This window comes from Gordonia sp. NPDC003424 (genome assembly GCF_053588655.1).
Window position 1 is genome coordinate 137,216 of sequence record NZ_JBSFQJ010000001.1, and the last position, 12,910, is coordinate 150,125.

Consider the following 12,910-nt stretch of genomic DNA (forward strand, 5'->3'; position numbering starts at 1 on the left):
ACCCGCGAGCGGAAGACGATCCGCAAACGCCAACGCGCCCGGCACCAATCACGGTGCCGGGCGCGTTGCGTCGAACTACGTGGTCACCGCACCTGTCTGCTGGAGTATCCACGCTATCTCGAAGGCGATCTCTTCCCACTGTTTGTAACGGCCACTGACGCCGCCGTGGCCGGCCGACATCTCGGTCTTGAGCAGGACGGGATTGCCGGAGGTGCTCTTCTCCTGGAGTCGCGCAACCCATTTCGCCGCCTCGGTGAACAGCACGCGGGTGTCGTTCAGGGAGGTCTCGGCGAGGATCGGTGGGTACGGTTTGGCCTCGACGTTCTCGTAAGGCGAGTACGACCTCATGTAGGCGTAGACCTCGGGATCGTGCAGCGGGTTACCCCACTCGTCCCACTCGATCACGGTGAGCGGCAACGACGGATCCAAGATCGACGTGAGCGCGTCGACGAACGGTACCGACGCCAGGATGCCGTTGAAGAGCTCGGGTGCCAGGTTGGCCACCGCGCCCATGAGCAGTCCGCCCGCCGACCCGCCCTCGGCAACCATCTGCCGCGGCGTCGTCCAGTCGGTCTCGACCAGGTAGCGTGCCGAGTCGACGAAGTCGGTGAAGGTGTTCTTCTTGGTGAGCGTCTTGCCGTTGTCGTACCAGTAGCGGCCCATTTCTCCGCCACCGCGAATGTGGGCGAGCACGAACACAACACCGCGGTCGAGCATCGACAGCCGCGACACCGAGAACGACGGATCGATACTCGCCTCGTACGACCCGTATCCGTAGAGCAGCAGAGGCGCGGGTTTGTTCTCGTCGACACCCTTGCGCCGCACGATGGACAGCGGAATCCGGGTGCCATCGGCGGCGACGGCCCATTCGCGGGTCTGCACGTAGTCGTCCGGATCGTAACCGCCGAGAACCGCTTGGCGTTTCAGCAGTACCCGTTCGCCGGTTGCCACGTCGAGTTCGAGCACCTCGGTGGGTTCGATGAAGCTGGTGTAGCCGATGCGTAGGCGCGGGGTCACCCATTCGGGGTTGCCGCCGAGGCCTGCCGAGTACAGTTCCTGGTCGAAGGTGACCTCGTGAAACTCTGCGGCCGTGGGTATTCCGTTGATCTGCCGCAGATCGGCGATGGCGATCTTGGGCAGCGCATCCCGCCGGTAGGACAGGACGAGGTAGTCCCGGAATGCGTCGAGATCCTCGATGCGGCGTGCGGTGTCATGGCCGATGAGCTCGCGACGGGCGGCCGGATCGTCGACGGGTGCGATGTCGATGGCGAAGTTCTCTGCCTTCGCGCCATCCCGAATATCGTTGTGCACGATGACGAAATAGTCGTCGCCGCCGATCACCGTGTGTTCGACGTTGTACTCGACGCCTTCGACGCGCGGTGCGATGCTGCGGAATTCGCCGGTCGGGTCGTCGGCCGGCAAGACGTAGCACTCGGATGTGATCTTCGATCCGACACCGATCATCAGGTACTTGTCGCTGCGGGTGGAGCCCATCCCGACCCAGTACCGTTCGTCGGGTTCGTGGAAGACCTTGATGTCGTCGGTGCCGGCACCGATGTCGTGTCGCCACACGGTGTCCGGGCGCCATGCCTCGTCGACGGTCTGATAGAAGACGTGTTTCGCGTCGGCCGACCACACCGCCCCGCCCGCCGTGTCGGCGATCTCGTCGGCCAGCAGTTCACCGGTCCGAAGGTTCTTGAACCGCAACGTGTACCGCTCGTTGCCGACGACGTCGGTGCTGTAGGCGAGCCAGTCCCCGCTGTCGCTGACAGTCAGTGCGCCGAGGCTGAAGAAGTCATGGCCCTCCGCCTCGGCATTGGCGTCGAGCAGAATCTCCTCGCCGGGCATTCCGGCGTCTGCAACCTCCGGTGGGGTCCAGTCGTCGTCGGCACGAATCGGGCAGCGACACCGAATGGCGTACTGCTTGCCCTCGACGGTGCGTGCGTAGTACCAGTAGCGACCCCGCCGACTCGGCACCGACATGTCGGTTTCCTGTGTGCGGCTTTTGATCTCGCCGAAGATCTGCTTGCGCAGTCCGTCGAGTTGCGCGGTGTGCGCCTCGGTGAAGGCATTTTGTGCCTTCAGATAGTCGATGACCTCGGGATCGTCCTTGTCGCGCAACCATTCATAGTCGTCGACAAAGATGTCGCCGTGATGGGTGCGCTCGGTCGGGACCTTCTTGGCGACCGGCGCGGTCGGTTCGATGGACGCGGTGGTGGCGTCGTCGCTCACAGCGATACTCCTAGTCTTCGGCAGGCCAGTCGGCGAAGGAATTCTGCGAAATCCATTCGTAGGCCTCGATATATCGCTGTCGAGTGCGTTCGACGACGCTATCCGGCAGCGGCGGGGGCGGATTGTCGGCGGCGCGGTCCCAGCCTGATTCGGGTCCGGTGAGCCAGTTCCGCACGATCTGTTTGTCGAAGCTCGGCTGCACCTCACCGGGCCGGTAGGTCGCGGCTTCCCAATAGCGGGACGAGTCCGGGGTGAGTACCTCGTCGGCGAGCACCAACTCGCCCTCTTCGCCGAGTCCGAACTCGAACTTGGTGTCCGCCAGGATGATTCCCCGATCAGCGGCAATGTCGGCCCCGCGGCCGTAGATGTCGAGGGTGGTTGATCGCAGCTTCTCCGCGAGGTCTTCACCCGCGAGTGCCACGACGCGATCGAAACTGATGTTCTCGTCGTGATCGCCGAGCTCGGCCTTGGTGGCCGGGGTGAAGATCGGTTCCGGCAACTTGCTCGCCTCGTCGAGCCCGGCGGGCAGCTCGACCCCGCACACCGCGCCGGTGCTGCGATAGTCGATCAGTCCGGAGCCGGTGAGATAGCCGCGCGCGACGCATTCCACCTGCACCATCGGGAGCCGGTGCACGACCATCGAGCGGCCGACACAATCGGAGGGGATGCGATGGTCGGTCGGGCCACCGGCGAGGTGGTTGGGCACGCCGAGCTCGTCGAACCAGAAGAAGCTCATGGCGGTCAGGATGCGGCCCTTGTCGGGGATCTCCGGGGTGAGGATGTGGTCGTAGGCGGAGATGCGGTCTGATGCGACCATCAGCAGCGTGTCGTCGTCGATCTCATAGATCTCACGCACCTTGCCCGAGGCCAGATGCCGGTACGAGGACAATTCGGGACGCATGGCATCGAGACTAGAGGTATGACAGGCTCCATCGCATGACCGGCCCGCGCGTCACGATCACGTATTGCACTCAATGCAACTGGCTGCTGCGCGCCTCATGGATGGCGAGTGAACTGCTCAACACCTTTGGTACCGAACTGGGCGCGGTGACCCTGGTGCCCGGCACCGGCGGCGTGTTCCACATCGACGTCGACGGCCAGCAGGTGTGGGAACGCAAGCGCGACGGCGGGTTCCCGGATGTGGTCACCGTCAAGCGCCTGGTCCGCGATGTCGCGCTGCCGGATTGGAATCTTGGGCATGCCGACCGCTCCGCAGGGTCAACCGACTGAGATCAGCCCCTTGAAGGGCCACCGAGGGGATATTGCCCTCGGAGGTCCCTGAGGGAGCCAATCTTTGCAGGCTCCTCAGAGGATCGGCGCGGGCGTGTACTTGGCTGCGTCGGGATACTGCTCGATGATCTGCTCCGCGGCGGCGATCACGTCGGCGACCTGCTGCTCGGCGGCACCGACGAACGCCTTCTTGTCGGCGAGTGCGTCGTCGAGTTGGGTTCGGTCGAGCGGAATGCGGTCGTCGGCGACCAGGCGGTCGAGCAGGTCGGGCTCGCGACCCTCCTCGCGCATCGCGAGCGCCACGGCGACCGCGTTCTCCTTGATCGCCTCGTGCGCGGCCTCGCGGCCGACGCCCGCGCGCACCGACGCCATCAGGACCTTGGTGGTGGCGAGGAACGGGAGGTAGCGGTCGAGTTCGTTCGCGATCACCGCGGGGTAGGCACCGAATTCGGCGAGCACGGTCAGGAACGTCTCCATCAGTCCGTCGATGGCGAAGAACGCGTCCGGGAGTGCGACCCGGCGCACGACCGAGCAGAACACGTCGCCTTCGTTCCACTGCGCACCGGCAAGCTCGGCCGCCATCGAGCCGTACCCGCGCAGCACCACCTGAAGACCGTTGACGCGCTCGCAACTGCGGGTGTTCATCTTGTGCGGCATCGCCGAGCTGCCGACCTGTCCGGGTTGAAAGCCCTCGGTGACGAGCTCGTGGCCGGCCATCAGCCGGATGGTGTGGGCCAGCGACGACGGCCCGGCCGCGGTCTGCACCAGCGCGGAGACCACATCGTGATCCAGCGACCGCGGATAGATCTGGCCGACCGAGATCAGGGAGCGCGCAAATCCGAGGTGCTCGGCGACGCGGGTCTCGAGATCGGCGAGTTTGACCGCGTCACCGCCGAGCAGGTCGAGCATGTCCTGGGAGGTGCCCATCGGGCCCTTGATGCCGCGCAGCGGATACCGGTCGATGAGTTCCCGAAGCCGGGTGAGGGCGATCATCAGCTCGTCGGCGGCGCTGGCGAACCGCTTTCCCAGAGTGGTGGCCTGTGCGGCCACGTTGTGGCTGCGGCCGGCCATGACGGTCGACGAATACTGCGCGGCGCGGTCGACGATGCGGGCCAGCACCGCGACACCGTGCGCATGGACGTGTTCCAGGGAGCGGAGGATCTGCAGCTGCTCGACGTTCTCGGTGAGGTCGCGGCTGGTCATGCCCTTGTGGATCTGTTCGTGCCCGGCCAGCGCGTTGAACTCCTCGATGCGGGCTTTCACATCGTGGCGGGTGACGCGCTCCCGGTCGGCGATGGAGTCGAGGTCGATCTGGTCGACCACCCGCTCGTAGTCCTCGATCGCGCCGTCGGGCACGTCGATCCCGAGGTCGCGCTGCGCTTTGAGCACGGCGATCCAGAGCTGGCGCTCGAGCGCGATCTTGTGACGTGGCGACCACAGCTCCGCGAGGTCGGCGGAGGCATATCGGCTGGCCAGGACGTTGGTGATGACAGGCTTCGACACGTGGACAGTGTAGTGGTGTGTTGCGGCCCTTCGAGACGCACGCTCGCTACGCTCGCGGGCTCCTCAGGGAGCGGAGGGTGACGCCACGCCCCGGGCGCTCACCAGCGCCTCAGGGAGCGGAGGGTGATGCCACGCCCCGGGCGCTCACCAGCGCCTCAGGGGGCGGAGTAGAGACAGCCCCGGATCAGAGCGCGAAGCACACGCCCCCGGAACCGTAGCCCTGGTGCACCTTGATCACCGTGGCGGGACCGGTGATCCCGTTCTGTTTGGCGTAGACGAGCCGGTCGCCGATGGTGCGTGGCACCCAGGTGAAGGTGGCCGAGGTGCCGTCGGGCACGTCCGAGCCGATCATCCGTTCCGGGAATCCCTGTCGTCGTTCCCAGAAGGTCACGGTCCCCGACGAATTCACCGGCACCCACAGCGTGTAGGTACAGCCGGTGCCGTAGACGACCGACGAGAACGGCACTCCCGCATCGACCGGACCCGCCGGTGCGGCCTGCGCATCGCCCTGGCCGGCGAACCCGGCGATCACCGTCGCGATCGCGACGCCCACCGCTGCCCGAATCCCCACTCTGGACACCGACTCCCCCTCGTGTCTCGTGTGGCTCGTCGCCACCTCCCCCGATGCCCGCGGTCACTGTCGCGGCGCAAGCACCTCGATGACATCATGCAACGCGTCGCGAGCAGCCGCGAACGGTGTCACCTGCGACAGCCCCAACGCGCCTACGACGGCGCCGTCCTCCAACGCGATCAGCTGGCCGACGTGGACCGGGTCGGCCATCCTCCCCGATTTGTCGAGGACATCCGCGTGGCGTGACGACAGTGCGAGCCGCCGGTCCACGACCACCTCACGCAGCCGCGGATACCGTGCGGCGAGCGCGATCATCTCGTAGCGCGCGGCCAATTCCTCGATGGTGGTGTCGGGACCAACGAAAACCTCTGCGAGCGCATCCGCAGTGGCCGAGTCGCCGCGCCGCCTGCGGGGCAACGCCTCACAACGCGCGGCGATCGCGTCCTCGTCGTGGCGGCAGATGCAGCCGGCGGCCTCGCCCATCAGATCCTCGAGCGACCCGAAGTAGTAGGTCGTCGACGCCAGGGGTAGCTGTGCGCGTTCGGCGACGGCGCGATGTCGGACGGCGTCGAACCCGCCCTCGAGCAGCAATGCACCGGCCGCCTCGATGAGTCGAGAGCGTCGTCGAAGCCCTTTCGGGGTCGCCGCCGATGTCATGGAATCATGCTGCCAAGGCGCCGGTCGCCACGTGCTGCTTTTTCCCAAACGCGACCGTCCTGTCACGGAATCGGGGATCGTGGGGTGCAACCATGTCCTCATGGACGACGAGGACTTCCTGCACAGGGCCATCGATCTCGCCGCCGCGGCGCGCGCCCGCGGCGATCATCCCTTCGGCGCCTTGCTCGTCGACCAGAACGGCGACGTCGTGTTGACCGCGCAGAACAGCGTGAACACCGCCTCGGATCCGACCGGCCACGCGGAGACCAATCTGGTGCGCGATGCGGGCGCCCGGTTCGCGCCGGAATCTCGTCGCCAGATGATCTTGTACACCAGTACCGAACCGTGCGCGATGTGTGCGGGGGCCATCTACTGGGCGGGTGTCCCCACGGTCGTTTTCGCCCTTGCCGAGGCCGACCTGCGCTCACTCACCGGCGACGATCCGGCCAACCCCACGTTGGCGCTGCCGTGTCGCGAGGTGTTCGCCCGGGGTGCCCACCCGACCACCGTGCGCGGGCCGTTCGACATGCCCGCCGCCCGCGAGGTGCACGCCGGGTTCTGGCATCCCTGACCTCAGCCGAAGTAGTGGCCCGCGTCGATGTCCTCGATCAGTCCGGGATACTCCGGTTTCCACCCCACCAGTTCTCGGGTGATGTCGGCACTAACCGGATTGTCCGCCCCGACGAACCCCGCGAGGAAGCCGAACCGGCGTGATGCATCATCGGGTTCGACTGTGGCCGTGGGTATTCCGAGTCCGCGTCCGATGGCCGCAGCGATGTCCCGGAACTCGACCCCGTCGTCGCCGATCGCGTGCAGGATGGTGCCGCCGGGCGCCGATTCGAGCGCCAGACGGTAGAGACGGGCGGCATCGCGCGTGTGCATCGCGGGCCAGCGGTTGTGTCCTTCCCCGAGGTAGCCGGCGAAGCCGTTGTCACGGGCGAATCCGATCAACGACGGGACGAACCCGTGGTGATCGAGGTCGCTGTGCACCGACGGCGGCAACCGGACGACCGAGGACCGGACTCCCTCGTCGGCCAACCCAATGATCAGGTTCTCGGCGTCGATCCGGTAGCCGCCGTCGAACACGTCGCGCTCGGTGCCGGGCCGATCGGTGATCCCCATCAACGCGAGCATCAAGGTGCCCGACGTTCCGACGATGGGTTTTCCGGTTCCGGCCAGCACCTCGCCCATGGCACGGACGGCGGCGAGATCCGACGCTGCGGCACCCGCCAGGTCGCCCACCTGCATCAGCTCGTGCCGGAACGCGAGGTGGATGACGCCGTCGGATTCGCCAGCGGCGGTGCGGAGGACGTCGAGGTCGGTGAGATCGCCGCGGATGACCTCCGCGCCACGATCCGCGACCGCTGTCGCCGCCGCGTCGGAACGAGCGAGGCCGACGACCCGGTGTCCGGCGTCGAGCAGATCCGGGATGACGGCGGAGGCGACGTGACCTGACGCGCCGGTGATGAAGACCCGCATGGACACTCCTCAAGTAGTTGATGTCAGATTCTGACATGAACTACGGTACGCCTGATGTCAGGATCTGTCATCACGTATCCTCGACAAATGGGACGATGGCCGACGGATTCGCGAATGCGCCTGCAGATGGCGGCGCTGGATCTGTTTGTCGACCACGGCTACGAGAGCACGTCGGTGGCCGACATCGCCTCCCGGGCGGGCGTGACCGAACGCACCTTCTACCGCCATTTCGGCGACAAGCGCGAGGTTCTCTTCGACGGTGGCCACGCCTTGGAACATGCGATGGTCGACGCACTCGACGACGCCCCGGCCGAGTTGTCGCCACTGGATGCCGTCGGAACGGCGATCCGGGCGGCGGCGACGGCCTTCTTCACCGACCGACTCCCATGGTCGCGACGACGCCAGGCGGTGATCGACGCGAATCCCGAACTGCAAGAACGGGAGCTGCTGAAGATGGCGACGCTCACCGATGCCCTCACCACGCGCCTGCTGGCCCGTGGCGTGAGTCCGGTGGACGCCCGGCTCGCGGCCGAGGCGGGGGTCGCCGTGTTCAAGGTCTCCTTTGCCGAATGGGTGGCGGCCGACAACGATCGAGACCTCACCGAGGTCATCGCCGACTCGTTCGATCGACTACGCGCGGTCGCGGAAGCCCGAAACATCCACTGATCTAACGCGGTCGACCAGCGATGTCCCGCACCGCACACAGCCCGCGTGTTGCCTCGTTCATACCCCATGGGGTATTTTTCGTCCGAGACGCAGATACCCCCATGGGTATGAGGAGGACACGTGACGACGACCGCGAATCCGGAGACCACTCCGGAGCACGGCAAGAGGATCGGCCCGATGGGCCACCTGGGCCACTGGACGGCGACCCACCGCCGCTGGGTGTTCGGCATCTGGGCATTGCTGGTGATCGGGCTGGGTGCGGTCGCACCGAGTGTGTTCAGCTCGCTCGCGGGCGCCGGCTGGCAGGCCAACAGTTCGGAGTCGGTCGCGGTTCGTCAACTGGCGCAAGAACATTTCGGCGGCAATTCGTCTGCGGCCGTGCAGGTGGTGATCCATTCCGACTCGACGCCGATCATGAGTCCGCAAGTCCAGCAGGTCGTCGACGACATCGAACAGATCGCGGCCTCGGACGCCCGGTTCGCCGCGGTCGTGGCGCCCCAACCCAATTCGACGATCAGCGCCGACGGACACACCGGCATCGTGCTGATCGGGGCCAACGGTTCCACCGACGACATGGTGAAGGCCGTCGATGACCACAAGGAAGCGCTGACAGCGTTGGGTACCAACGATATCGCGGTGTACCCGACCGGCGCATCGGCATTGTGGAGCGATTTCAACAAGGCCAACCACGAGGCGATGATCAAGGCCGAGATGTTCTCCTGGCCGATCACCCTGGCGATCATGGTGGTCGCGTTCGGGTCGCTGGTGGCGGCCGGCCTGCCCCTGCTGCTGACGATCGCCGGACTCGTCGCGTCCGCCGGCGGCCTCGTCCTCCTCAACACGATCAGCCCGATCTCGGTGTGGGCGATGAACTTTGCCATGATGTTCGCCTTGGCGCTCGGCATCGACTACGCGCTCTTCATGGTGTCCCGGTTCCGCGCTGCGATGATGCTGCACGACGAACCGCAGCATGCGGCCGTCGAGACGATGGAGACGGCGGGTAAAGCAGTGCTGCTGTCGGGACTGACGGTTCTCGTCAGCTTGTCGGCCGTGCTCCTGGTCCCCGCACCCGCGGTGCGCACGATGGCGGTGGGCATCATGCTGGCCGTCGTTTTCGTCCTCGCCGCGACGATGACGTTGCTGCCCGCCGTGCTGGCCGCGCTCGGGCCGAAGGTCAACGCGGGCTCGCTCCCGTGGGCCAAGCGCCAGCAGCATCATTCGCCACGGTTCGCGAGGTGGGGTGAGTTGCTGCACCGGCATCCGTGGCCGTTCGCGGTCGGTTCGGTGGCGATTCTGATCCTGTTGGCGTTGCCGGTTCTCGGGCTGAAGGTCGCCATGCCGTCGATCAACGTCGTCCCGGACGATGCACCGGTCCGCCAGGGCTACAGCGTCGTCCAGCAGGCGATGGGCGACGGCGCACCCGGCGCCCTGCAGATCGTCGTCGATCAATCGGACGCCACGCAGGCCGCGGCAATCGCCGCGAAATCCGAAGGCATCGCGATGGTGACGCCACCGCAGGTGGCGCAGGATGATTCGAATCTTGTCATGCTGCAAGCCATTCCGAACGTCGATCCGTCCGATCAACGGATGGGCGACATTCTCACGACGCTGCGCACCGACCTACCGCCCGACGCGCTCGTCGGCGGTGCTCCGGCCGAGAACCTCGACCTGCAACATGCGCTGAACACCTGGTTCCCCGTCATCGTCGGCGTGATTCTCACCCTCGGCTTCCTCCTGCTGCTGGTCGCGCTGCGCGCACCCCTGATCGCGCTGCTCGGCACGCTCGTGAGCCTCCTCTCGACGGCCGCCGCGTTCGGGGTGGCGAAGCTCATCTTCCAGGATGGCCACGGTGCCGGTCTGCTCGGTTTCCACCCGCAAGGATTCCTCGACGGCTGGGGGCCGGTCTTCTTCTTCGCGATGATCTTCGCGATCGCGATGGATTACACCGTGTTCCTGCTCGCCACGGCGAAGGAGCATTACGAACAGTCCGACGATCCGGTCACCGCACAGATCAACGGCCTCACCTATTCGGGCCGGATCATCTTCGCGGCGGCTGCGGTGATGGTCGCGGTGTTCTTCACCTTCGCACTGGCGCAACCACTTCCGCCCAAGGAGATGGGTATTATCCTCGGCGTGGCCGTCCTGCTGGACGCAACGCTGATCAGGCTGATCCTGCTGCCCGTGTTGCTCCGCATCACCGGCCACGGCGCGTGGTGGACGCCGCGCTGGCTCGAGCGCATCCTTCCGCGGATCTCGTTCAGCCATTGATTCACGCTGATACCCCATAGGGTATAGTGGCGAGTGATCGACGCAGGAAAAGAGGGATTGACATGGTCGGAGATGACGAAGCAATCACCGTGGTGCTCAACCGGTTACGCAGAGCACACGGCCAACTGGCCGGGGTGATCTCGATGATCGAGCAGGGACGCGACTGTAAGGACGTCGTCACGCAGCTGGCCGCGGTGTCCCGCGCACTCGACCGTGCGGGCTTCAAGATCGTGGCGACGGGACTTCGGCAGTGCCTCACCGGCGACGAGGCCGACAGCGGCGAGCCCATGACCGAGGAGCAGCTGGAGAAGCTCTTCCTCGCGCTCGCCTGACATCCACCGAGAGGACGGAACCATGCAGATCGGGTCCATCACGACCCGGGCCACCCCGCGCCCGGCATCGACCGGCAGATCGGCCTACTACCCGCGCACCAACCGGTGACATGGTGACCAATCACGTTCCGACGGTGGAGATCTACGTCGATCCGGCCTGCCCGTACGGCTGGGTGACGTCACGTTGGCTGGCCGGGACCGCACCACGGCACGGTGTTCGGCCGGTCTGGCGTCAGATGAGCCTCGCGACCCTCAACGAGGGCACAGCGATGACCGGTGAACACGCCGACCGGATGGTGGCCTCGCGCCGAGCGGGCCGGCTGTTCGCCGCCACCGCAACGCTCGGTCCGATGCGGGACCTCTACATGGCGCTGGGCCGCCGCCTGCACACCGAAGGGCTGGCCTTGACCGACGACGTCGCGCGCGCCGCACTGTCCGACTGTGGTCTGGACCCGGACCTGGCCACCGCGATGGACGACGACGGCTGGGATGACGCCGTCGCCGACGCTCATCGGCGAAGCCAGGAGGCACTCGGCGGGCCCGGCGGGAGCCCGATCACCGTCGTCGACGGCCGCGGCTACTTCGGGCCGGTACTCACCGAGATCCCGACCCCAGACGAGGCGGACCGTCTGTTCGACGGACTGGTCGCGATGGCCACGAGCCCCGCCTTTGTACAGATGGAGCGGCCACGCGTCGGTCCACCCAACTTGAAGGAAGCAGCCTGACATGTGTTATCCCACTCAATGCCGCGTCTGCGGTAAGACCACCTGGGCCGGTTGCGGCGAGCACATCGAACAGGTGCGGGCGTCGGTTCGACCCGAGCAATGGTGCCCGGGCCATTCCGGCAACGCGAAACACGGGTCGCCCGAAAAGACGCACTGACACCGGCCTCCTTCGGCGAGCGCTGCAAGATCGGTCACAAGTTGTGTGCGGCGGGGTGCGTTGGGTTCGGGCAGCACCGCAATGGCCAGTACCCTGTGGGTCGATGACATTCGAGCACTCCGGATCACCGTGCGGCGCGCAGGAACCGACATCTGACGACCCGACCGGGCATCGCCCCGGCCGGGTCGGTCGTCGTTCGGTGCTGGCCGGCGGGATCGGGATCGCGACGATCGGCGCCCTGGCCGCATGCTCGCCGGCGCAATCGACGACGGTCGAGCCGCGCAAGCTGGAAACCCATGCCGCCGACGACGAGCTGCCGTCCGAAACCGAAACGGGCGCCGCTCGCACCCCGGGTGCCCCACCGGTGATCACCGGGAGCTTCGTCTCCGCCAAGATGGGCGGCCGCGAGACCAAGTGGGCGGTGTCGCGTCCGAACGGGGTCAGCGGAACCCTTCCCGTGGTCGTCGTGCTGCATGCCTTGAACACCAACGAGGAATCCATCTTCTCGTCGAAGCTGGAGATGCAGAGCGCGCTGCAGACCTATGTGGACGCCGGCAACCCGCCGTTCGCGCTGGCATCCGCGGAAGCCGGCCGGAACTACTATCACCCGCGACTCGACGGGACCGACGCGGCGGCGATGGTGCTCGACGAGTTCCTGCCGATGCTGGCGTCCAACGACGAGCTCGACCTGTCGACCGAACGCATCGGCCTGTACGGCTGGTCGATGGGCGGCTACGGGGCCCTGCGGATCGGGGCGTTGCTCGGGGCCCCGCGGGTGGCGGCGATCGGCGTGAGCTCTCCCGCGCTGTGGGCCGATCCGCGCAATTACCCGCCCCGCGCCTTTGATTCCTTCGAGGACTATGAAGCGAATTCGCTGTTCGGGCAACAACAGTCGTTCGCCAAGATCCCCCTCCTGATCGCCATCGGCTCGAGCGACCAGTTCTTCACCTACACGCGCCAATGGGCGGCCGGTCTGCATCCGCCGGCAGCGTTCGGCACGTCCGCCGGCGGCCACACCAACCGGTACTGGCGCAGCGTCCTGCCCGATCACGTCGAGTTCCTGGGCCGCAATCTGGCCCGCTGAGATTCT

At 66.5% G+C, this 12,910-nt stretch carries 13 protein-coding genes; 7 read left to right on the forward strand and 6 right to left on the reverse strand.

The genetic code is table 11. The features are described from left to right. Window positions 1-75: 75 nt before the first annotated feature. Together ACWDTI_RS00600 and ACWDTI_RS00605 are read right to left on the reverse strand one after the other, a co-directional pair. Window positions 76-2,232, reverse strand: a complete 2,157-nt coding sequence (locus ACWDTI_RS00600) for a S9 family peptidase (RefSeq protein WP_449736090.1) — start codon at window positions 2,230-2,232, stop codon at window positions 76-78. 10 nt (window positions 2,233-2,242) lie between these two features. Beyond that, window positions 2,243-3,133 carry a phosphoribosylaminoimidazolesuccinocarboxamide synthase gene (locus ACWDTI_RS00605; protein WP_449736091.1) on the reverse strand — a complete coding sequence of 297 codons (891 nt, stop codon included), beginning with the start codon at window positions 3,131-3,133 and terminating at the stop codon, window positions 2,243-2,245. 35 nt (window positions 3,134-3,168) lie between these two features. On the opposite strand from ACWDTI_RS00605, the gene ACWDTI_RS00610 reads away from it, so the two are divergent. Then, window positions 3,169-3,462, forward strand: a complete 294-nt coding sequence (locus tag ACWDTI_RS00610; protein WP_449736092.1) for a SelT/SelW/SelH family protein — start codon at window positions 3,169-3,171, stop codon at window positions 3,460-3,462. 75 nt (window positions 3,463-3,537) lie between these two features. On the opposite strand, the gene purB is transcribed toward ACWDTI_RS00610, so the two are convergent. From purB to ACWDTI_RS00625, 3 genes are all read right to left on the reverse strand, one after another. Beyond that, window positions 3,538-4,965 carry an adenylosuccinate lyase gene (gene purB / locus ACWDTI_RS00615; protein ID WP_449736093.1) on the reverse strand — a complete coding sequence of 476 codons (1,428 nt, stop codon included), beginning with the start codon at window positions 4,963-4,965 and terminating at the stop codon, window positions 3,538-3,540. A gap of 184 nt (window positions 4,966-5,149) precedes the next feature. Next, window positions 5,150-5,545 carry a hypothetical protein gene (locus ACWDTI_RS00620; RefSeq protein WP_449736094.1) on the reverse strand — a complete coding sequence of 132 codons (396 nt, stop codon included), beginning with the start codon at window positions 5,543-5,545 and terminating at the stop codon, window positions 5,150-5,152. A gap of 54 nt (window positions 5,546-5,599) precedes the next feature. After that, window positions 5,600-6,193, reverse strand: coding sequence for a TetR/AcrR family transcriptional regulator (locus ACWDTI_RS00625; protein WP_449736095.1), 594 nt, complete (start codon window positions 6,191-6,193; stop codon window positions 5,600-5,602). A 100-nt stretch (window positions 6,194-6,293) separates the two neighbouring features. Between ACWDTI_RS00625 and ACWDTI_RS00630 the strand changes: the two genes are divergently transcribed. Then, a complete protein-coding gene (locus ACWDTI_RS00630) occupies window positions 6,294-6,764 on the forward strand; it encodes a nucleoside deaminase (RefSeq protein ID WP_449736096.1) in 471 nt (156 codons plus the stop codon). 2 nt (window positions 6,765-6,766) lie between these two features. Here ACWDTI_RS00630 and ACWDTI_RS00635 read toward each other — a convergent pair whose 3' ends face one another. Beyond that, entirely contained in the window at window positions 6,767-7,672 is a 906-nt protein-coding gene (locus ACWDTI_RS00635; protein ID WP_449736097.1) for an SDR family oxidoreductase, read from the reverse strand. An 87-nt stretch (window positions 7,673-7,759) separates the two neighbouring features. Here ACWDTI_RS00635 and ACWDTI_RS00640 point away from each other — a divergent pair, with 87 nt between their 5' ends. From ACWDTI_RS00640 to ACWDTI_RS00660, 5 genes are all read left to right on the forward strand, one after another. After that, window positions 7,760-8,338, forward strand: coding sequence for a TetR/AcrR family transcriptional regulator (locus ACWDTI_RS00640; protein ID WP_449736098.1), 579 nt, complete (start codon window positions 7,760-7,762; stop codon window positions 8,336-8,338). Window positions 8,339-8,515: 177 nt separating this feature from the next. Then, window positions 8,516-10,606, forward strand: coding sequence for an MMPL family transporter (locus ACWDTI_RS00645; protein WP_449736487.1), 2,091 nt, complete (start codon window positions 8,516-8,518; stop codon window positions 10,604-10,606). A 62-nt stretch (window positions 10,607-10,668) separates the two neighbouring features. Continuing rightward, window positions 10,669-10,938, forward strand: coding sequence for a metal-sensitive transcriptional regulator (locus tag ACWDTI_RS00650; RefSeq protein ID WP_449736099.1), 270 nt, complete (start codon window positions 10,669-10,671; stop codon window positions 10,936-10,938). 110 nt (window positions 10,939-11,048) lie between these two features. Next, entirely contained in the window at window positions 11,049-11,663 is a 615-nt protein-coding gene (locus ACWDTI_RS00655; protein WP_449736100.1) for a mycothiol-dependent nitroreductase Rv2466c family protein, read from the forward strand. A gap of 260 nt (window positions 11,664-11,923) precedes the next feature. Continuing rightward, window positions 11,924-12,904, forward strand: a complete 981-nt coding sequence (locus ACWDTI_RS00660; RefSeq protein ID WP_449736101.1) for an alpha/beta hydrolase — start codon at window positions 11,924-11,926, stop codon at window positions 12,902-12,904. The last annotated feature ends 6 nt before the right edge of the window (window positions 12,905-12,910 follow it).